General features: G+C 55.0%; 22 protein-coding genes, 1 other RNA gene and 1 pseudogene. 13 read left to right on the top strand and 11 right to left on the bottom strand.

Going from position 1 to position 18347, the window contains the following annotated elements:
* Nucleotides 1-60: 60 nt before the first annotated feature.
* On the top strand, nucleotides 61-381 hold the full coding sequence (locus Q0683_RS06210; protein WP_298976826.1) for a hypothetical protein: 321 nt from the start codon (nucleotides 61-63) through the stop codon (nucleotides 379-381).
* A 12-nt stretch (nucleotides 382-393) separates the two neighbouring features.
* Entirely contained in the window at nucleotides 394-1326 is a 933-nt protein-coding gene (locus tag Q0683_RS06205) for an NAD(P)H-dependent glycerol-3-phosphate dehydrogenase (protein ID WP_298976824.1), read from the top strand.
* Here Q0683_RS06205 and Q0683_RS06200 read toward each other — a convergent pair.
* Nucleotides 1304-1834, bottom strand: a complete 531-nt coding sequence (locus Q0683_RS06200; RefSeq protein ID WP_298976822.1) for an anti-sigma factor — start codon at nucleotides 1832-1834, stop codon at nucleotides 1304-1306. The genes Q0683_RS06205 and Q0683_RS06200 overlap by 23 nt on opposite strands.
* 41 nt (nucleotides 1835-1875) lie before the next feature.
* Nucleotides 1876-2541 (bottom strand): sigma-70 family RNA polymerase sigma factor, encoded by a 666-nt coding sequence (locus tag Q0683_RS06195; RefSeq protein WP_298615845.1) that lies wholly within the window; start codon nucleotides 2539-2541, stop codon nucleotides 1876-1878.
* 251 nt (nucleotides 2542-2792) lie between these two features.
* Between Q0683_RS06195 and Q0683_RS06190 the strand changes: the two genes are divergently transcribed.
* A complete protein-coding gene (locus Q0683_RS06190; protein ID WP_298615853.1) occupies nucleotides 2793-3671 on the top strand; it encodes a phosphatidate cytidylyltransferase in 879 nt (292 codons plus the stop codon).
* A 64-nt stretch (nucleotides 3672-3735) separates the two neighbouring features.
* Here the strand turns inward: Q0683_RS06190 and ald are convergent, their stop codons facing one another.
* The 6 genes from ald to Q0683_RS06160 form a co-directional block, all read right to left on the bottom strand.
* Nucleotides 3736-4827, bottom strand: a complete 1092-nt coding sequence (ald, locus tag Q0683_RS06185; RefSeq protein ID WP_298615847.1) for an alanine dehydrogenase — start codon at nucleotides 4825-4827, stop codon at nucleotides 3736-3738.
* A gap of 7 nt (nucleotides 4828-4834) precedes the next feature.
* On the bottom strand, nucleotides 4835-5689 hold the full coding sequence (gene pheA, locus Q0683_RS06180; protein WP_298976819.1) for a prephenate dehydratase: 855 nt from the start codon (nucleotides 5687-5689) through the stop codon (nucleotides 4835-4837).
* Nucleotides 5690-5750: 61 nt separating this feature from the next.
* An RNA gene (gene rnpB, locus Q0683_RS06175) (RNase P RNA component class A) lies at nucleotides 5751-6115 on the bottom strand.
* 7 nt (nucleotides 6116-6122) lie between these two features.
* Nucleotides 6123-6353: a hypothetical protein gene (locus Q0683_RS06170; RefSeq protein ID WP_298616942.1), complete on the bottom strand. Its 231-nt coding sequence runs from the start codon at nucleotides 6351-6353 to the stop codon at nucleotides 6123-6125.
* A gap of 44 nt (nucleotides 6354-6397) precedes the next feature.
* A complete protein-coding gene (locus Q0683_RS06165) occupies nucleotides 6398-6871 on the bottom strand; it encodes a peroxiredoxin (protein WP_298616943.1) in 474 nt (157 codons plus the stop codon).
* Between the two features lie 6 nt (nucleotides 6872-6877).
* Nucleotides 6878-7255, bottom strand: a complete 378-nt coding sequence (locus Q0683_RS06160; protein ID WP_298616944.1) for a DUF2996 domain-containing protein — start codon at nucleotides 7253-7255, stop codon at nucleotides 6878-6880.
* Between the two features lie 61 nt (nucleotides 7256-7316).
* Between Q0683_RS06160 and rimI the strand changes: the two genes are divergently transcribed.
* From rimI to aroC, 6 genes are all read left to right on the top strand, one after another.
* The gene (rimI, locus tag Q0683_RS06155; protein WP_298616945.1) at nucleotides 7317-7862 is read left to right on the top strand and encodes a ribosomal protein S18-alanine N-acetyltransferase; all 546 of its coding nucleotides are present in this window, start codon (nucleotides 7317-7319) and stop codon (nucleotides 7860-7862) included.
* A 114-nt stretch (nucleotides 7863-7976) separates the two neighbouring features.
* The gene (locus tag Q0683_RS06150; RefSeq protein WP_298612382.1) at nucleotides 7977-9152 is read left to right on the top strand and encodes a transaldolase; all 1176 of its coding nucleotides are present in this window, start codon (nucleotides 7977-7979) and stop codon (nucleotides 9150-9152) included.
* Between the two features lie 90 nt (nucleotides 9153-9242).
* Nucleotides 9243-9686, top strand: a complete 444-nt coding sequence (locus Q0683_RS06145) for a ChuX/HutX family heme-like substrate-binding protein (RefSeq protein WP_298612385.1) — start codon at nucleotides 9243-9245, stop codon at nucleotides 9684-9686.
* A 6-nt stretch (nucleotides 9687-9692) separates the two neighbouring features.
* Nucleotides 9693-10631: a TIGR01777 family oxidoreductase gene (locus tag Q0683_RS06140; protein WP_298612388.1), complete on the top strand. Its 939-nt coding sequence runs from the start codon at nucleotides 9693-9695 to the stop codon at nucleotides 10629-10631.
* An 11-nt stretch (nucleotides 10632-10642) separates the two neighbouring features.
* Nucleotides 10643-10981: an iron-sulfur cluster assembly accessory protein gene (locus Q0683_RS06135; RefSeq protein WP_298612391.1), complete on the top strand. Its 339-nt coding sequence runs from the start codon at nucleotides 10643-10645 to the stop codon at nucleotides 10979-10981.
* A 14-nt stretch (nucleotides 10982-10995) separates the two neighbouring features.
* Nucleotides 10996-12087: a chorismate synthase gene (gene aroC / locus Q0683_RS06130; RefSeq protein WP_298612394.1), complete on the top strand. Its 1092-nt coding sequence runs from the start codon at nucleotides 10996-10998 to the stop codon at nucleotides 12085-12087.
* Here the strand turns inward: aroC and Q0683_RS06125 are convergent.
* Nucleotides 12084-12806, bottom strand: coding sequence for a Bax inhibitor-1 family protein (locus Q0683_RS06125; protein WP_298612397.1), 723 nt, complete (start codon nucleotides 12804-12806; stop codon nucleotides 12084-12086). The two genes, aroC and Q0683_RS06125, sit on opposite strands and share 4 nt — an antisense overlap.
* Before the next feature lie 77 nt (nucleotides 12807-12883).
* The gene (murI, locus tag Q0683_RS06120) at nucleotides 12884-13777 is read right to left on the bottom strand and encodes a glutamate racemase (protein ID WP_298612400.1); all 894 of its coding nucleotides are present in this window, start codon (nucleotides 13775-13777) and stop codon (nucleotides 12884-12886) included.
* Nucleotides 13778-14094: 317 nt separating this feature from the next.
* On the opposite strand from murI, the gene alr reads away from it, so the two are divergent.
* The 4 genes from alr (at nucleotide 14095) to rfbC (ending at nucleotide 18132) form a co-directional block, all read left to right on the top strand.
* Entirely contained in the window at nucleotides 14095-15246 is a 1152-nt protein-coding gene (gene alr / locus Q0683_RS06115; RefSeq protein WP_298612403.1) for an alanine racemase, read from the top strand.
* A gap of 381 nt (nucleotides 15247-15627) precedes the next feature.
* Entirely contained in the window at nucleotides 15628-16707 is a 1080-nt protein-coding gene (rfbB, locus tag Q0683_RS06110; protein WP_298612406.1) for a dTDP-glucose 4,6-dehydratase, read from the top strand.
* Nucleotides 16704-17615, top strand: a complete 912-nt coding sequence (gene rfbA, locus Q0683_RS06105; RefSeq protein ID WP_298976812.1) for a glucose-1-phosphate thymidylyltransferase RfbA — start codon at nucleotides 16704-16706, stop codon at nucleotides 17613-17615. The genes rfbB and rfbA overlap by 4 nt, the downstream gene beginning before the upstream one ends.
* Nucleotides 17584-18132, top strand: a complete 549-nt coding sequence (gene rfbC / locus Q0683_RS06100; RefSeq protein ID WP_298976810.1) for a dTDP-4-dehydrorhamnose 3,5-epimerase — start codon at nucleotides 17584-17586, stop codon at nucleotides 18130-18132. The genes rfbA and rfbC overlap by 32 nt, the downstream gene beginning before the upstream one ends.
* Nucleotides 18133-18206: 74 nt before the next feature.
* On the opposite strand, the pseudogene Q0683_RS06095 reads toward rfbC, so the two are convergent.
* A pseudogene (locus Q0683_RS06095) lies at nucleotides 18207-18347 on the bottom strand (photosystem II protein D2); the annotation flags it as partial.

Here is an 18347-nt window from a genome sequence, read left to right as displayed (position 1 = left end):
GCGGCACCGATTGGGCCATCCTATCGTCTGCATTCCTAGCGCAATTTTGAGGAGTGACCCATGACACCTCGCCACCTGAGCGGTCTTGCCCTTGCTGCACTAACTCTCAATTTGGGAAGTATAGCCCTTGCCCGGCCTGCAAGCCCCAATAACCCCCTGGAGGGCTGGCAACAAAACGGCAATGCCAATGATCTAGGCACCATTCTCAATCCCCAGAATGGCAATTTTTCTCTGCCGGGATTGATGAATCGGCTGCGTTTGATGGATGGTCGCGATCCCAACGAAGTGGTCGCAGATCAAATGGAAAATCTCAATGCGCAAGCAGAGGCCTTTCGCAAACGGCAGCAGCAACAATTCCAAAATTTAACGGTTACCCCCTAGGATGGGGATGGTATGTCCCCAAGGGTATTGATTTTGGGCCTGGGTCATTGGGGACAGACACTGGCATACCTATTCGAGCAACAGGGCTGCACGGTTTCCTGTTGGGGGCGATCGCAAGGCCCACTTTCGGCTGCGCTTTTCCAAGATATTCAGTTAATGGTTTCGGCTCTCCCCATCAAAGCGGTGCGGGAAGTTGCTACTCAAGTTGCCGCTCTTCACCCCCCCTTGGGCATCATCTTTGTCAGTGCCACCAAGGGTCTAGAAGCTGAAACCTTTGCCACGGCGGCAGATATTTGGCAAACTTACTGTCCGCATCACGATCTGGTTGTGCTTTCGGGACCCAACCTGGCGGCTGAAATTCAGCAGGGACTCCCGGCAGCAGCAGTAGTGGGGGGGCATTCAGTAGCTACCAAGCAAGTGCAGGACTGGTTAGGTAGTACCACGTTTCGCCTCTACAGCAATGAGGATCGGCGGGGCGTTGAAATGGGGGGCATCTTCAAAAATGTGATTGCGATCGCCTGTGGCGTCAATGATGGTCTCGGTCTTGGCGTCAATGCCCGCTCTGCCCTGATTACCCGAGGACTCGTAGAAATGGTGCGGGTGGGGACTCACTGGGGCGGACAAGTGGAAACCTTCTACGGTCTTTCTGGGTTAGGGGATCTCCTTGCCACCTGCACCAGTGCCCTCAGTCGCAATTATCAAGTGGGGTGGCACCTTGCCCAGGGGAAATCTCTCTCCCAGGCTCTAGCCTTGACAAAAGGCACTGCCGAAGGGGTAAACACTGCATGGGTTCTGTGCACCTATGCCCAACAACACCGGTTAGAGGTTCCCATTACTACCATGGTGAACGCGGTTCTTGCTGGCAATCTCACGCCCCAAGCAGCTCTCAATTGTCTTTTAGAGCGTCCCTTCAAGCCGGAGATTATTCCTGGCTTGGGGGTTTAGTCGTTGATTCTGCCTGGGGTTCTGGCAGCACCGCAGGAGCCGTTTCACTCACCGGAATAGCTACGGGGGGACGGTCGAGACTGAGCATCAAACCCACTGCTGTTGGCTCAATCGGTAAAGGAGATGGTGCCGGCTCAAGACGGGCAGGGCTAGTAACAGCCACAGGCAGACTAGGGAAGGGATTGGGAATGAGACCTGTAAGCATTGCCACAAGGGATGCAGCTAGTGTTGCCCCAGCACTCCCTAAGACCCAAATACGACGGGGGCGATTGGCCTTAGCAATTACTTGGGCCGCCAACTGATCCGCCGGACAGGGGGTCAGGGGTACGGGCAGCTCTTGCATCTGCTGCTTGAGAGTCAGGAGTCGCTGGTAGAGGCGTTGTCCTGCGGGGTCGGTGGCGAGCCATGCTTCCACCTGCTGCCGTTCTGCCGCCGTCACTTCACCATCAAGGTAGGCGCTCAAGAGTTCAAAGGTATCGTGTTTGCAGGGATCAAGTTCGTCCATCATAGGGGGTTGTCCGTGGAGGAAAAGGGTAGGCGTGATTCGCATTAGGCTGAGGGGAGATCGAGGTGAGGTTGTAGTTCTAGTTGGAGTCGCTGGCGGGCGCGGGCAATTCGCGATTTCACGGTGCCGAGGGAAACTCCGGTGATTTGGGCAATTTCTTCGTAGGAGAGGCCTTCAATCTCCCGAAGTACAATGGTTGTCCGAAAGGCTTCTGGTAAGTTGGCGATCGCCCGCCGTAATTGATCATAGAATTCATCCGTGCGCAGCCGGTCGTCGGGACTAGTATCACTGGTGGCAAGTTCCCAATTCATTTCACCCTCTTGGGTTTTCAAGGGCGCATCCAGGGAAAGGGGCGGTTGATGGCGTTTGCGTTTGCGCAACTCATCGTAAAACAAGTTGGTGGCAATGCGACTGAGCCAACCTCGAAATTTGCTGGCATCTTGCAATTTGTGAATATTGCGATAAACCCGAATCCAGACTTCTTGGACAAGATCGGCGCGATCCTCCCAGTCGGGAGCAAGATGATAGATAATTCGCTCCACATGGGATTGGTATCGTCGCAGCAGTTCAGTAAAAGCAGCACGATCTGGGGTTCTGCCGGCTTGACAGCGAATAACCAACTCTTGGGGTGTAAGTTTTGTCAGCGGCAGCGTCACCCGAGCACTGATCTCCTCAACACGCGTCCAAGGAAGGGGAAGACTGGATGTCATGGATACAATTGACCTCAGACCAATCGCTTTTCATGACGCCTTTGCCCCTCCGATGTTCCCTAATCCGTTATAGCTTGCCAAGGACAGGGCCATGCCTCCTGTTTTAGGGCAGACCTGTTAATATTCCCTTAACGTTGGTGAATTTAGATTAAGCTTTTTAATGTAGCGGCGATCGTTCCTTGGACGCTCTACGCAGACACTGAACGCGCAGCCCAATGTACCCCCCTTTCCTCATCACCGCCCCTACCACCATGCTCTGGATCCGCATTGCCAGTGGACTTGTCGCGATCGCCCTCGCGCTACTGATGACCGTGCTAGGGGGTTGGTATTTTTGTCTGGGCATTGGGGCACTGATTTATCTCGGTCAACTGGAATACTTTGAACTGGCTCGCGCTAAGGGGAGTGCGCCAGCGGCCAAAACCACCCTCGTAGTCAGTCAAGTACTTCTCATCACCTGTTTGTTGCGGCCAGATCTTGCGGATGCTGTATTTCCCGTGGCAGGTACTTTCATTTGCTTCTACTTGCTATTTCAACCCAAGCTGGCCTCGATTGCCGATATTTCCACCTCAATCATGGGGCTGTTTTACGGCGGCTATTTGCCAAGCTATTGGGTGCGTCTGCGGGGGCTAGAGCAACAGGCAACACTACCTTTGGGGGGATTTTGGCCAGAGCAGTTTCGGCTCACCGCTTTGCCCTTGGGGTTACAGATGACCCTCTTGGCCTTTGTTTGTATTTGGGCAGCGGACATTGGTGCCTATGCAGTTGGCAAGCTCTTTGGCCGCACCCGCCTTTCCCACATCAGTCCCAAGAAAACTGTGGAAGGGGCAGTGTTTGGCGTTCTAGGGAGTTTAGGGGTTGCCCTTTGGGGAGCACATTCCCTTGGCTGGCCACTGCCTTGGCTGTTGGGCGCCATCTTCGGCCTCATGATTGGCATTGCCAGCCTCCTGGGGGATTTAACAGAGTCAATGATGAAACGGGATGCCGGCGTCAAGGACTCTGGTCAACTGATTCCCGGCCATGGCGGCATTTTGGATCGCGCCGATAGCTACGTCTTTACAGCCCCCCTTGTGTTTTACTTTGTAACGTTGCTATTGCCGTTCTGCCATTCTTTTTGCAATTGTTTCCATTGAATCAGCTGAACACGAGATTCAGCACTTTTATTTTATTTTTCTGCGAAGGTGTTTGCAAAATTCCCTAGAGGTCTGGAAAGACAGCCCGCACGTCGGGATGAACCAGTTGGTAATCCTTGATAACGAGGCCTTTTGCTAGGGCAGGAATTGCTTCAAGGGCGCGATCGCCGGCATCGGCAAGGGCAAGGATATAGGGCAAGGTGCTATTCGTGAGGGCTTGGGTGGCCGTGCGCGGCACCGCCGCTGGCAGATTGGGTACACCGCAGTGAATCACCCCACAGGCGCTGTAAACCGGTCGTGAGTGGGTGGTGGGGCGAATCGTCTCTACACAGCCCCCCTGATCCACGGTGACATCCACAATCACCGCCCCCAGGGGCATGTCTGATACTGCCGACTCCGGAACTAAGCAGGGGGGTCGCTGCCCCGGCACCAAAACAGCGCCGATCACCAGATCGCTGAGGGGTACTAAATAAGCAATGAGTTCCGGCGTGCTATACAGGTACTCGACGCGGTCACCAAAGAGGGTTTCCAAATAGTAAAGCCGCTCCACATTGATATCCACGACAGTGACACGGGCGCCCAGTCCCACTGCCATGCGCACCGCTTCAGTGCCCACTACCCCTGCCCCTAACACCAAAACTCGCCCTGGTGCCACGCCCGGAATTCCTGCCAACAGCACACCTCGACCGCCCTGGGGACTCTCTAGAAAGCGAGCGCCAAACTGTACTGCCAGACGTCCGGCAATTTTGCTCATGGGCGTCAACAAGGGAAAATGGCGTTGGCCGTTTTGGGTTTCCTCTACGGCTTCGTAGGCAATGGCAGTCACGCCCGACTGCATGAGGGTCACCGTCAACTCGCGATTGGCGGCAAGGTGGAGGTAGGTAAACAACAGTTGACCGGGGCGCAGATAGCCATATTCAGGGGGCAGGGGTTCCTTGACCTTGATGACCAAATCAGCATCCCATGCAGCTTCTGCCGTTACCACCACTTTCGCTCCCGCCGCTTTGTAGTCTAGATCCTTAAAACCGGCACCTTCCCCAGCTCCCGCCTGAATTAGAATTTCATGGCCGCGCTCTCGTAACCTGTGCACTGCATCGGGGGTCAAGCCCACCCGCAATTCCTGATCTTTGATTTCCTTGGGGACACCGATACGCATGGTTAAGCTATTCTCCCAGGTCTAGAAACTGATAACTCCCAAAGACTTTCAATACATCCGTGGCTTCCTTGAGAGCCAAAAGGCAATCAACCACTACCTCAGGGCGACCATTCACCTCGAGGTCAACAAAAAACAGATAATCCCCCAAGGCTCGCTTGCTGGGGCGCGATTCAATGCGGCTGAGGTTTATCTGGCGATCGCTAAACAGTTGCAGCACCTTCAGCAAGGCTCCCGGCACATTGGCCTTGAGGCTAAAGGCAATGGAGGTGTGGGTATCCCCCTCCTTGGGCCAGCCTTCCCCCTGTTGGCGACTGACAACCCAAAAACGGGTGCAGTTGTCGGCAATATCCTGAATTTCTGTCGCCACAATGGGCAGTTGATGCAGTTGCGCCGCCCGCACGGAAGCAATTGCGCCCACCCGCGATGACTGGGCAACATAGTGCAGCCCTTCGGCAGTAGAGGTAACGGGGCACTGGCAGGCATGGGGGAGATGCGCCTGCAACCAGCGCTGACACTGACCGAGGGCTTGGGGATGGGAATAGACCGCTTCAATGTGGCCTAGCTCTTGAGTCTGGGCAACGAAGGCGTGGACTATGGGGCGGATAAAGGCGTGCTGAATGTGCAATGTATTCAGTCGCCACAGGGAATCGAGGGTAATGTTGACACTGCCCTCAACGGAATTTTCACTGGGCACTAGAGCCAAATCCAATTCTCCGGTCGCTAACGCCTCCAAGCAGCCGGCGATCGTCGTCAAGGGAATCAGGGTCACGGGTTCGCCCTGCCGGTGCTGCCATTGGGCGTAGCTTTGAGCGGCTTCTTCGCTGTAGGTGCCCACTGGGCCAAGATAACCCAGCTTCACCATAGAGGATCCAAACAGGGGGGGCAAAGACTCAAGGGCACATCCTCACAAGGGATTTTGAAAATGAATGAGTTAGACGTAAGCCGGGTTCTGTTCAAAGGGTGGTTATCTATCTGGGACACTTGTTACCAAGTGCCTCTAGCGGCTCTGGCTAGCAAAGAACTGGGAAAAAGACCAACCCTGGTTCCTTAGCGCTAGCACGCCTTGCTTCCAGCCGGGGTTTACCGAGCCAACACCTCACGGTGTTGCTGGTGCGCTCTTACCGCACCGTTGCACCCTTGCCTGTGAGGTTTCCCTCCATCGGCGGTATATTTCTGTGGCACTATCCTCGCGGTCACCCGCACTGGGCGTTACCCAGCAAGCTTGGTCTTTCGGAAGCCCGGACTTTCCTCAGGAGGTGTTACCTCCCGCAACCACCGCGCTAACTCATTCTTTTTTATTGTACTAGGGGTGCTTGGGCAATGCTCCCTAGAAGTTGATGAAGCAAATCCGTCGCCCCCTGCAGCCGCGAAATCACGCCACTAACAGAGATAAAGGCACAGCGATCATCGGTATCGGCACCCCCCGGCAGTGGCGATGTCCGGCGGTAGTTTTGGCTCGGTTGGAGTTGCCCATCGGGCTTCAGGGCCTGCGCAAGGAGATGTGCCCCGCCTGGGGGAGGAGTCACGACTGCAATGTAATGCAGCTCTAGTTGCGATCGCTCCTCTTGTTTTAGGCAGTGGCACTGGCCAACTGGCGCAAAATCTTGAGAGCCTCATCCACATGGGCTTTGAAATTGAGCATGGAGTCAAACACGTAGCGCACCACCCCCTCTTTGTCAATGACATAGGTAATCCGTCCGGGAAGAAGGCCAAAGAGGGTAGAGGCGCCATACTGCTGGCGAACCTTATTGCCCGGATCACTGAGGATCAGAAAGGGCAATTGGTGGTTTTTCTGGAAGCCCTGCTGTCGCTCCACGGGGTCACCACTAATGCCAATGATTTCAGCCCCCAGTTCTTGGAAAACACTGTAGGCATCGCGGAAGGCACAGGCTTGAATCGTGCAGCCGGGGGTTTCTGAAGCGGGGTAAAAGTAGAGGACGACGTTCTTTTGACCCCGAAAATCGGAGAGCTTAACCTTGCGGCCGTCGCTAGCGGTCAGTTCAAAGTCCGGGGCGCGATCGCCCACTTGAATTGCTGTTCCCATCTTGGTCTAATTGCCTCCTAACCATTTTTGGCCGTTCAGGCGCTGCATCACGCCAAAGACCAGTAAATCCAGTGTTACCTTGCGTTCATCCCCCAAAAATGGCTCAATGGTGCTGGGGGCAATACCGCCACTGCTACAGACAAAGGCCTTTGGCCCTTGGATATCCCCCTCTAGGAAGTAGAGGCGAAATTGGTACATTCCCTTGCCCCACTCACCAATCACGGTATTCCCCTCTAGGCGTAGGGTGACCTCCCCTACTTTGCTGCTGAGGGCTTTCTCAAGAGCAGGTAAAAAGGCTTCGTTGATGAATTCAGCAAAAGGTTTCTCTTCAACGGCAGGGGGCTTTTCCTTTTTCGCGGGTTTGGTGGGGGTTTCTTCTGCCATGGTGCTGCGACACGGTACTATTTCCTTTGCATGATAGCACTCTCCCTTCCAGGCAATGGCAATGGGGCAATTAGAATTACGACGCCCAACGATGATGGATCTGAATGGCATCGTTCACCTAGATCAGGTGTGTTTGGGGGGCTTTTGGTCTGACCAAGAATACACCCGCGAATTAGAAAATCCACAGCACACGCTGTTGGTGGTGGCCAGCCCTGCGCAGGTGTGGGGGTGTGGCGTGAGCTGGGGCATTGCCGATGAATTGCACCTTGTGCTGTTAATGGTGCATCCGCAGTACCGACGGCGGGGGTTAGGGGGGTTACTGCTGTGTCGGCTGTTGCAACTGGGACATCGGGGGGGCGATCGCCGGTGGGCAACTTTGGAAGTGCGGGCCAGCAATGAAGCTGCGCAACGGCTCTATCAGCACTTTGGCTTTGAAGTGGTGGGGCGGCGTCCCCGTTACTACCAGAATCCCGAAGAGGATGCCCTAATTCTTTGGCGCAATCACCTCAATACGCCGCAAACGGCACAAGAACTGCAGCAGCAGTGGCAGTCCTGGCGATCGCGGGTAGAGACCCAAGGCTGGTCACTCATTGATCGCAGCTATTGATTACACCTAAATAGCCCACAGAGGAGATATGATATTGCGCTTTGTTACGCGGCTTTCCCCGACCCTTGGGCTGGCGAACGATAATGAAAGGGACATGTTTGGGAGACTTGTCCCATGAACTTGCTGGAACAGTTGCGACAAATGACCGTTGTGGTGGCAGACACCGGTGACATCCTCGCCATTGAAAAATTTACCCCCCGCGATGCCACCACGAATCCCTCGTTGATTACGGCCGCGGCCCAAATGAAGGAATACCAGCCCATTGTGAATGAAACCTTGCTCAAAGCCAAGGCGGATTTGGGGTCGGGTGCCACTCCCCGTGAGATTGTCTCCCTGGCGGCGGATCGCTTGGCGGTAGCCTTTGGCTTGAAAATTTTGCAGATTATTCCCGGCCGGGTCTCAACGGAAGTGGATGCGCGGCTCTCCTACGATACGGCGGGCACGGTGGAAAAGGCGCGGGACTTAATTGGCCAATATGAGGCGGCAGGGGTAGGGCGCGATCGCGTTCTGATTAAAATTGCCTCGACTTGGGAAGGTATTCGCGCTGCCGAAATTCTCGAAAAAGAGGGCATTCACTGCAATTTAACGCTGCTGTTTGGCTTTCACCAGGCGATCGCCTGCGCCGAGGCGGGCGTGACCCTCATCTCCCCCTTTGTCGGTCGCATCCTCGACTGGTACAAGAAAAAAACCGGTCGCGCCGAGTACCCTGCCCCTGAGGATCCGGGGGTGAGGTCTGTGACCAAAATCTACAATTACTACAAGAAATTCGGCTATCCCACGGAAGTCATGGGGGCCAGCTTCCGCAACATTGGCGAAATTATCGAACTGGCGGGCTGTGATCTGCTGACAATTTCACCCGCGCTCCTCCAAGAGTTGCAAAACACCGAGGGCGAACTCCAGCGCAAACTTGATCCAGCCATTGCCGCTACCCTTGACATTGAAAGGGTCTCTATGGATGAAACCACCTTCCGCCGGATGCATGCCGCCGACGAGATGGCCAGTGAAAAACTAGAGGAGGGTATTAAGGGCTTTACTAAGGCGCTGGAAACCCTTGAAGACTTGTTGGCACGGCGACTAGCCCGCCTTGAAGGCGCCGAAATCCTCACCCATGCGGCAGAAGAACTCTTCCATGTCTATGACCTCGATGGCGACGGCATCATTACCCGCGAAGAATGGCTGGGAAGCGATGCAGTGTTTGATGCCCTCGATGCCAATCACGATGGCAAAGTCACTCCAGAGGATATGGGTGCGGGTCTGGGGGTGGTGCTGCACTTGGCCAAGGCGAAATAGAGAGCGAACTCCCCAAGCTTGCATCGGCATCCGCTGTGCGCCACAGTGGAAGAAGCACGCATGGCTAATCCCCTAGCAACTCCACCAACTATGTCCGATACTTCTCTTTCCTTTCAGCAATTCCTCAGTGACTGTGAGCAACTGGGGCTACTGCGCCTTGTGGTCACCAATGAGGTGGCGGTTTTGGAGGTGCGATCGCCCCTCAGCAAGGTCTTTTATGCTGAACTGCCCAAGGGGCGCTATGCCAACATGCACACAGAGGACTTTGAGTTTCACCTGAATATGGATCAGGTGGCCAAAATCCGCTTTGAGGAGGGTCAGGCGAAGCGGGGCAATTTTCCCACCTATGCCATCCGCTTTCTCGATAGCAATGAAAAGTCCGTTCTCAGTGCCTTTTTGCAGTGGGGCAAACCCGGTGAATACGCCGCCGGTCAAGTGGCCGCTTGGCAGGCTCTGCGGGAACGCTACGGCACCGAGTGGCAACCGCTGGTGGCGGCTCTTGATTCAAAGACGTCCAGCGTAACCCATGGCTAGGAATCTATGAAGGTTGTTGTTACCGGTGCCACCGGCTTTGTTGGCCAGCAGGTGGTCAAAGCGTTGAGCGATCGCGGCGATCGAGTCGTTGCTTTAGTGCGCTCCCCTGCAAGGGCGGCTAAACAATTGGCAAGCGTTCCCCGTGTGGAGTGCATTGGCTATACCCCAAAAGCAGCGGGTGACTGGTTTGCTGCCCTAGAGGGCGCAGATGCCGTGATCAACCTCGCGGGCGAACCCCTAGCCAATGGTCGCTGGACACCTCAGCGCAAACAGGAGATCTACGAGAGTCGCGTGGTGGGGACGCGCCAACTGGTACAGGCGATCGCCCAATGTCAACAGCGGCCACAGGTATTGGTATCCACCTCGGCCATTGGCTACTACGGCACCAGTGAGACCGAAACATTTGTCGAAACCCATGCCGCGGGGACGGATTTTCTGGCCAAGGTCTGTGTGGACTGGGAAGCAGCGGCCCAAGGGGTGACAGACTTGGGGGTGCGCCTAGTGATCCTCCGTTTTGGCATTGTCTTGGGGGAGCAGGGGGCGCTGGCCAAGCTTCTGTTGCCCTTTCAGTTGTACCTCGGGGGGCCTCTGGGATCCGGTCAGCAGTGGTTTTCCTGGATTCATCAGCAGGACTTGGTGCGCCTCATTCTCACAGCCGTGGATGAATCGAAAATGCAGGGCGTTTACAATGCCACCGCCCCAGAGCCTCTGACGATGGCCGACTTTTGCCGTGTTTTAGGAGAGGTGATGCAACGCCCCTCGTGGTTACCGGTGCCCGCCCCCGCCCTTCAACTGCTGCTGGGGGAAGGTGCCGATGTGGTGCTCAAGGGGCAACGGGTCTTGCCGGAGCGGACACTGGCAATGGGATTTCAATTTGAGTACCCCAACGCCAAAGCAGCGCTCACCAACCTCCTCAAACCACGATATACTGGTGATTCCCGCTAGTTTTGTGCAAAATGGTGGAATTGACCCCCGCAGCCATTCAAGAGTTGGAACGTCTCCAGACCCACGGCATTAGTGGCGGCCGGGCAGCAATTCTGCGGATTCAGGTGCAACCCAGTGAGTGCGGTGACTGGCGCTATGATCTGGCCCTTGTGGCCGAGGCCGAGCCAACGGATTTACTCACCGAGTCCCAAGGCTGGAGGATCGCGATTGCTGCTAACGCTGCTGAGCTTTTACGGGGTTTGCGCGTAGATTACATTGAAGACTTAATGGGAGGGGCTTTTCGCTTCCACAATCCCAATGCCAGTCAAACCTGTGGCTGTGGCATGGCCTTTCGCGTGAGCGCATCGTAGATTCTAGGATCACTATGGGGAATACGTTTGGGCATCTATTTCGGGTCACCACGTTTGGTGAATCCCACGGGGGCGGTGTGGGGGTAGTGGTGGATGGCTGCCCTCCCCGCTTGGAACTGTCGGAGGCGGATATTCAAAAGGAACTGGATCGCCGCCGTCCTGGCCAAAGTCGCCTGACTACGCCTCGCCAAGAGAGCGATCGCTGTGAAATTCTCTCAGGGGTTTTTGAGGGCAAAACCCTCGGTACCCCCATTGCCGTTTTGGTGCGCAATAAGGATACCCGCCCCGAAGATTATGCCGAAATGGCTCAGGTCTATCGTCCTTCCCACGCCGATGCCACCTATGACGGCAAGTACGGGATTCGCAATTGGCAAGGGGGTGGGCGTGCCTCAGCGCGGGAAACCATTGGGCGGGTAGCTGCGGGGGCGATCGCCCGCAAAATTCTTGCTCAAGTCGCTGGCACCGAAATCATTGCCTACGTCAAGCGGGTCAAAGACATTGAAGCCGTCGTTGATCCCGATACCGTAGAAGCCGCTGCCGTTGAGGCCAATATCATGCGCTGTCCCGATGCCGTCACTGCCGAAAAGATGATTGCCCTGGTGGATGAAATTCGGCGGCAGGCAAACTCCATTGGCGGCGTTATTGAGTGTGTGGTGCGCAACGTGCCTGTCGGTCTAGGCTCCCCCGTCTTTGACAAGCTAGAAGCAGATCTGGCCAAGGGGGTCATGTCCCTGCCCGCCAGTAAGGGCTTTGAAATTGGCTCTGGCTTTGCGGGTACCCTGCTCACCGGTCAAGAGCACAACGACGAATTTTACACCGATGAACAGGGGCGAATTCGCACCCGCACCAATCGCTCCGGAGGAGTTCAGGGGGGGATTTCCAACGGTGAAAACATCATTTTGCGGGTGGCCTTTAAGCCCACGGCCACCATTGGTCAGGCTCAAAAAACGGTGAACCAGGCGGGCGAAGAAACAGTCTTAGCAGCAAAGGGGCGGCATGATCCCTGTGTTTTACCGCGAGCGGTGCCCATGGTGGAGGCAATGGTGGCTTTGGTTCTCTGTGACCATCTGCTTCGGGATCATGCCCAGTGTCACCTGCTGCTTTAGCGCTCCCGATTGAGGGCAATCAGTAACCGCAGGATAAAAATAAACAGGTTGATATAGGTCAGGTACATCGAAAGAGCAGCAGAGAGATACTGATCATCGCGGTACGTGCGGGGTAGGACAAAAAAGTCCACCACCGCAGCTCCTACAAAGAGCACCACGCCGATGCCAGAAATCGCGATTTCTAGAAACGTGGGCGTAAAGACGCCAAAGAAGCTAAAAACCAACTGGAGAACCAAGACCACCAAAAGCGCAATAATGCCCAGCTGTACCGTCTTGGCCAGGGCAAAGCCATCGCGCTCTGAGAGATTGGAGCCAATGGGACTGGCAGCCATAAACGTGATGCCACAGCCTGCGGCGGCAAGGACAATGCCCATAATGCCCACGGTACTGAGGGCAACATAAATCAATCCAGAGAGGGTATAGCCCGACAGCAAGCTGTAGGTGGCCAGTAGAGGCAGGGCTAACCCATTGTTCCCTTTGCGCGCGGCTCCCTGCGCCACAAAAAAGAGCACAAGTTCAGCAATAATGGCCACCACAAACGTGGGCATAAAAAGCTGGGGCGCAGCAGCCAGCACACCTAGACCGCCCCAACTACCCACCGCCGTCAGCAGAAGGCCGCCCCCCAAAAAGGGCAGGGCATTGCGAATGACATTGGGACCGATGATCGCGTGACTGCGCGCCTCACGAATCGCCTCTTGAAAGTTACTGGTACTACTCACGGGAATCCTCCAAGGGTGGTGAATAGAGAACAAGGCCCCAGGGCATAGTTCTATTGTGCCAAAATTCCCTAGGGTGCCTAACTGGCCGCAACCACGGAGATCTCTGGCTCAAGGGCGGTTTTCTCCAATGGCAGAGGGAGCTGAGTTAACAGACTCAAGGGCAAGTGTTCCACCGTGGGCAAGTATCCCAGCCATTGGCTGGCCAAGTGGGCAAAGTGTTCGGGTTTCCCACTGACATAGAATTGCACCTGGCCTTGGGGGCAGGGAGTGGCCAAATTCATAGCCTCTAATTTGTGCAATGCGGCACGGGCCACAGCATGGGCAGGATCAAGGTGATGTACCGTGGGCGGCAAGTACTGCTCGATCACATGGCGCAGGTGGGGGTAGTGGGTGCAACCGTAGATGAGAGTATCGGGGGCAAAGTCAGCTAAGGGAGCTAGGGTCTGCTGCACAATGCGATGGACGCGATCGCCCTCTAGGCAATTACTCTCCACAAGAGGGACAAACTCAGGGCAAGCCACTTGGGCGATCGCCACTGTTGGCGAGAGTTCCCGAAGCGCCCGCCCATAGGCACCGCTTTTGACGGTTGCGGGGGTGGCAATAACCCCAATGCGCTCTCCTAGGGTAACCGCCATCCTCGCCGCGGGGAGAATGAGACCAAGAATGGGAAAGGGAAATTCCCTGCGTACCTGACTCAAGGCCAGGGCTGAACTGGTGTTGCAGGCCATCACCGCCATCTTGATTCCGCGGCCGTACATCCACGTTAGAATTTCTCGCACATACTGGAGAATTTCACTGCGGCGGCGGGTGCCATAGGGTAGCCGTGCAGTATCCCCAAAGTAGAGAAATGCCTCTTGGGGTAAGAGCCTTTGCAGTGCCTGCAAAACCGTTAAGCCACCCACCCCACTGTCAAACACACCAATTGCTCCCAGAGGATTTAGCCCTAGGGATGTCTTGTGCCAGTTGTCCACTCGAACCTCGACCTCACACCAACAAAAATGACATTGCCCTATTAGAAAGAGGGCAACCACAGCCAATCTAGCGCTTTTTACAGGGATGGAACACGCTCAAAACCGTGAGAGCCACTGTGGGGAAGCAAGGCATCCCTTTGATGGACTCTAATGTCTTAGAAAAGGGCTGTAGTGACACTCTAGCAGGTTTTGCTAAGAACCGAATATTGACGCCAACGCTGAACATAGAGTGCTATACATTGAATCACAGAACACCCGTGGCTGTAGGGTTGGCCACCCCCTACTGGGGAGTTGATGGTGTGAGGACAGGAAAGACAATGCTCAGTCAGGAACAGCTCACCCGCTCCCATGAGTGTGAGCGCGCATGGATTGAAATTGATTTAGCGGCCTTGGCCGCCAACACCCAACATCTTCGCCAGTGGCTGGCACCGACCACGGAACTTTTAGCTGTAGTAAAAGCAGATGCCTATGGTCATGGCGCTGTAACCGTGGCTCAGACCGTTTTAGCCCACGGTGCGACTTGGCTCGGGGTGGCAACCATTCCCGAAGGGATTGCCCTACGCCAAGCGGGAATTACAGCGCCAATTTTGGTCTTGGGATCCGTCAATTTGCCCGTGCAAGTGCAGATGATGGCCGAGTGGCAACTCCAGCCCACCCTTTCTACACCCAAGCAAGCCCTGATTTTCTCTGATTACGCCGATCATCTACGGGAACCCCTCGATGTCCATTTGATGATTGACACGGGCATGTCTCGTTTGGGCTGTCCGTGGCAGGACGCAGTGAATTTTGTCCAATTTGTGCAGCGGTTACCCCACCTGCGGATCCAAGGCATTTACTCCCACTTTGCTAGTGCCGATGATCCTGACCCCAGTTTAATGTGGCAGCAGCAGGCCTATTTTGAGCAGGTGTGCCAAGACCTTGCCCGCCTTGGGTTGGGGTCGGTACGGCGTCACATGGCCAATTCGGCAGCCACTTTGGCCAACCGCAGTAGTCACTACGATATGGTGCGCATTGGTTTGAGCCTCTACGGCGTGTATCCTGCTCCCCATTTACGGGAGGTCGTGCCCCTGCGACCGGTGATGCAGGTGCGATCGCGCATTACCCTGTTGAAAGACATTCCCGCCCATACGGGCATTAGCTATGGTCACCAATTCATTGCCCCTAAACCGATGAAAATTGCCGTTGTTGGTATTGGCTACGCCGATGGGGTACCGCGCCTGCTTTCCAATAAGCTCGAAGTCCTCGTCCGGGGAAAACGGGTGCGCCAAGTGGGGGCAATTACGATGGATCAACTGATGATCGATGTTAGTGACCTTGATGGCTTGCAAGAAGGTGATGTCGTCACGCTCCTAGGTGAAGATGGCGAAGACTGCCTGACTGTGGAGACGTGGGCGAACACCCTCGGCACAATTACTTGGGAAATTCTCTGTGGTTTTAAGAACCGTCTGCCGCGTATTCCTGTCTCCTAGGACATTTTTTCCTCCTGAGAACCCAGCTTGCCACTGTCCTTAAACCAGCGGTGAGGGTGCTGAGCAAGAAAGTCCCGCATTAACTGCTGGCATTCCTTCAAGTTCAGTTGGCCTCCTCCCCAGCCCAAAGACCGGAGATTCCTGCGGTGGGTTTTGCTCCTCGTCTCTCCCTAGGCGCTACTTGCGGCATGTCCTGCCCTAGGCCGACTTGGCTATTATTGACAACGAGACCATCGTACGGCTGCACCGTCTGCGCTATGCGGCGAGGCTTGTCGCCCCCTTGGTCAATCTCGGCAGGCAAAACCTGAGTAAACGTCTTTTTTTTGAATCGTTGTCTAGTCTTGATATGATGCAAGCGAGAATCTGGGGGTATCAATGCCCATGAGCAAGTTTTTGGTAACGGGTGGGGGTGGTTTTATCGGCGCCAACTTTGTGCGCTTAGCCCTCACGGAGGGTTGGGGGGCAGTACTCAACCTGGATAAAGTGACCTATGCCTGTCACCCCGGCACCTTGGCTATGTTGGAGCAACTGCCTAACTATCAATTTGTGAAGGGGGATGTGGGCGATCGCCCTCTTGTCCAAGAGCTATTGCAGGCCTTTCAGCCCGATGCCGTAATTCACTTTGCTGCCGAAAGTCATGTGGATCGCTCAATCAATAGTCCCCAAGACTTTATCCAAACAAATGTGGTCGGGACGGCAAATCTCCTAGAGGAAGTCAAAGCCTACTGGCAACGGTTACCTACAAGAACACAGGAGCAGTTTCGCTTCATTCATATTTCCACCGATGAAGTCTATGGCAGCCTTGGCCCTGAAGATCCCCCCTTTCGAGAAGACACCCCCTATGCTCCTAATAGTCCCTATGCCGCCTCAAAGGCGGCTTCGGATCACCTTGTGCGTGCCTACCACCACACCTACGGCCTGCCGACACTCACAACAAATTGCTCCAACAACTATGGCCCCTACCAGTTTCCCGAAAAACTGATTCCCCTGACGATCTGCCAAGCCCTGGCAGGGCAACCGCTACCCATTTATGGGGATGGTCAAAATGTGCGGGATTGGCTTTACGTTGAAGATCACTGCCGCGCTGTCTATACCGTCTGGCAAAGGGGTCAGGTGGGCGAAACCTACAATATTGGTGGCAATTGCGAAAAGCCTAACCTTGAGGTCGTGCAAACCCTCTGTGATCTCCTGCAAACCCTTGTGCCCCGGTCTGATCTGAATTACCGCAGCTTGATTACCTTTGTGAGCGATCGCCCTGGCCACGATCGCCGCTACGCCATTGATGCCCGCAAAATCCAGCGGGAACTGGGGTGGCAGCCCCAAGAAACCTTCAACACCGGCCTAGAAAAAACGGTGCGGTGGTATCTCGCTCACCCAGAGTGGGTTGAGGCGGCTCGCACTGCCGACTACAGTGCTTGGCTGGCAACTCACTATGGTCGTGTTCTCGCCCGTTGCCTATGAAGGGAATTATTCTAGCCGGCGGATCCGGCACGCGCCTCTATCCCCTGACACAGGTGGTTAGCAAACAGCTCATGCCCATCTACGACAAGCCAATGATTTACTATCCCCTCTCAATTCTGATGTTGGCGGGGATTCGGGAAATTCTCATTATTTCCACCCCAGAGCACCTCTATCTCTTTGAAAAGCTTCTAGGGGATGGTCACCAGTGGGGGCTTTCCCTTAGCTATTGCGTGCAACCCCAACCCAATGGCTTGGCGGAAGCATTTATCTTGGGGCGCGATTTTTTACAGGGGGAACCTGTGTGCCTTGCCCTTGGGGATAATCTTCTCTACGGCCATGATCTCTCAGAGAAGTTGCAACGGGCAGCTCAACTTACGGAAGGGGCAATGATCTTCGGCTATCGGGTGGCCAATCCCCAGCAGTACGGCGTGATTGAGTTTGATGCCAGCGGTCGCGTTCTCGGTATTGAGGAAAAGCCAGCCGTCCCCAAATCCAACTATGCTGTGCCGGGAATTTATTTTTATGACCATCAAGTGTGCGATCTGGCAGCTCAGCTTCAACCGTCGGCACGGGGGGAACTGGAAATCACTGACCTCAATTGCCTCTACCTCGAAAAGGGGCAACTGCGGGTGGAATTGCTCGGACGTGGCTATGCGTGGCTGGATACGGGTACCCCTGATCTGCTGCAACAGGCCAGTAGCTTCATTCGCACTCTAGAGGAACGGCAAGGGGTCAAAATTGCCTGCCTAGAAGAAATTGCCCTGCATCAGGGCTACATTACCCCAGAGCAACTCTATGAACTAGCGCAACCCCTGCGCAAAAGTAGCTATGGCCAATATCTCTTGCAGGTATGGGCAGAAGTCACAGGAGGTATGCATGCTCAAAGTCCAACCGCTGGCCATTCCTGACCTCCTCCTTTTGGAACCCCCTGTCTTTCGCGATCAGCGGGGCTTTTTTTTAGAAAGCTTTAACCAACGGGTCTTTAGGGAGGCCACAGGTTTAGAAATTACCTTTGTCCAAGACAATCACTCCGCCTCTCGGCGAGGGGTTCTGCGGGGATTACACTATCAGCGCCAGCAGCCCCAAGGCAAACTCGTGCGGGTTTTGGAAGGGGAAGTTTTCGACGTAGTGGTTGATTTACGCCGCTCTTCCCCCACCTGTGGGCAATGGCTGGGGATTTGGCTGCGGGCTGAGACCTTCCAGCAACTGTGGATTCCTGCTGGCTTTGCCCACGGGTTTTGGGTGAAATCGCCAACCGCACAGGTACTCTACAAAACAACGGATTACTATAATCCGCAGGACGAATATACACTGCTGTGGAATGATCCGACCGTTGGCATTCGATGGCCAATTGAGGGTGAACCCCTCCTTTCTGTTAAAGATGCCCACGGTAAATCTTTTAAGGAGCTTCCCCTGTTTCCCTGAGCTGGCAGCACCCCATCAAAAATCCCTCCCCAATCGGAGAGGGATCTGCGGGGAAGAATAATTCCCTCTATCCCCTAGAGAGCGTTACCACGGGGGAGTACCTCTTCTGGGAAGACAAAGTTTTCATGGGGTTGGTCTTGGGGCGCCATCCAAGCACGGATGCCCTCGTTCAACAGCAGGTTCTTCGTGTAGAACGTCTCAAACTCAGGGTCCTC

Source organism: uncultured Thermosynechococcus sp. (assembly GCF_938074695.1).
Lineage (GTDB): Bacteria > Cyanobacteriota > Cyanobacteriia > Thermosynechococcales > Thermosynechococcaceae > Thermosynechococcus.
The sequence above is the reverse complement of the archived record's forward strand: the minus strand, read 5'-3'. Positions and strand labels throughout refer to the sequence as shown.

What these genes read in the sequence shown, in the direction of transcription:
- Q0683_RS06210 (WP_298976826.1), top strand. Translation starts at nt 61, where the DNA reads ATGACACCTCGCCACCTGAGCGGTCTTGCCCTTGCTGCACTAACTCTC.
- Q0683_RS06205 (WP_298976824.1), top strand. Translation starts at nt 394, where the DNA reads ATGTCCCCAAGGGTATTGATTTTGGGCCTGGGTCATTGGGGACAGACA.
- Q0683_RS06200 (WP_298976822.1), bottom strand. Translation starts at nt 1,834, where the DNA reads ATGATGGACGAACTTGATCCCTGCAAACACGATACCTTTGAACTCTTG.
- Q0683_RS06195 (WP_298615845.1), bottom strand. Translation starts at nt 2,541, where the DNA reads ATGACATCCAGTCTTCCCCTTCCTTGGACGCGTGTTGAGGAGATCAGT.
- Q0683_RS06190 (WP_298615853.1), top strand. Translation starts at nt 2,793, where the DNA reads ATGCTCTGGATCCGCATTGCCAGTGGACTTGTCGCGATCGCCCTCGCG.
- ald (WP_298615847.1), bottom strand. Translation starts at nt 4,827, where the DNA reads ATGCGTATCGGTGTCCCCAAGGAAATCAAAGATCAGGAATTGCGGGTG.
- pheA (WP_298976819.1), bottom strand. Translation starts at nt 5,689, where the DNA reads ATGGTGAAGCTGGGTTATCTTGGCCCAGTGGGCACCTACAGCGAAGAA.
- Q0683_RS06165 (WP_298616943.1), bottom strand. Translation starts at nt 6,871, where the DNA reads ATGGGAACAGCAATTCAAGTGGGCGATCGCGCCCCGGACTTTGAACTG.
- Q0683_RS06160 (WP_298616944.1), bottom strand. Translation starts at nt 7,255, where the DNA reads ATGGCAGAAGAAACCCCCACCAAACCCGCGAAAAAGGAAAAGCCCCCT.
- rimI (WP_298616945.1), top strand. Translation starts at nt 7,317, where the DNA reads ATGGGGCAATTAGAATTACGACGCCCAACGATGATGGATCTGAATGGC.
- Q0683_RS06150 (WP_298612382.1), top strand. Translation starts at nt 7,977, where the DNA reads ATGAACTTGCTGGAACAGTTGCGACAAATGACCGTTGTGGTGGCAGAC.
- Q0683_RS06145 (WP_298612385.1), top strand. Translation starts at nt 9,243, where the DNA reads ATGTCCGATACTTCTCTTTCCTTTCAGCAATTCCTCAGTGACTGTGAG.
- Q0683_RS06140 (WP_298612388.1), top strand. Translation starts at nt 9,693, where the DNA reads ATGAAGGTTGTTGTTACCGGTGCCACCGGCTTTGTTGGCCAGCAGGTG.
- Q0683_RS06135 (WP_298612391.1), top strand. Translation starts at nt 10,643, where the DNA reads ATGGTGGAATTGACCCCCGCAGCCATTCAAGAGTTGGAACGTCTCCAG.
- aroC (WP_298612394.1), top strand. Translation starts at nt 10,996, where the DNA reads ATGGGGAATACGTTTGGGCATCTATTTCGGGTCACCACGTTTGGTGAA.
- alr (WP_298612403.1), top strand. Translation starts at nt 14,095, where the DNA reads ATGCTCAGTCAGGAACAGCTCACCCGCTCCCATGAGTGTGAGCGCGCA.
- rfbB (WP_298612406.1), top strand. Translation starts at nt 15,628, where the DNA reads ATGAGCAAGTTTTTGGTAACGGGTGGGGGTGGTTTTATCGGCGCCAAC.
- rfbA (WP_298976812.1), top strand. Translation starts at nt 16,704, where the DNA reads ATGAAGGGAATTATTCTAGCCGGCGGATCCGGCACGCGCCTCTATCCC.
- rfbC (WP_298976810.1), top strand. Translation starts at nt 17,584, where the DNA reads ATGCTCAAAGTCCAACCGCTGGCCATTCCTGACCTCCTCCTTTTGGAA.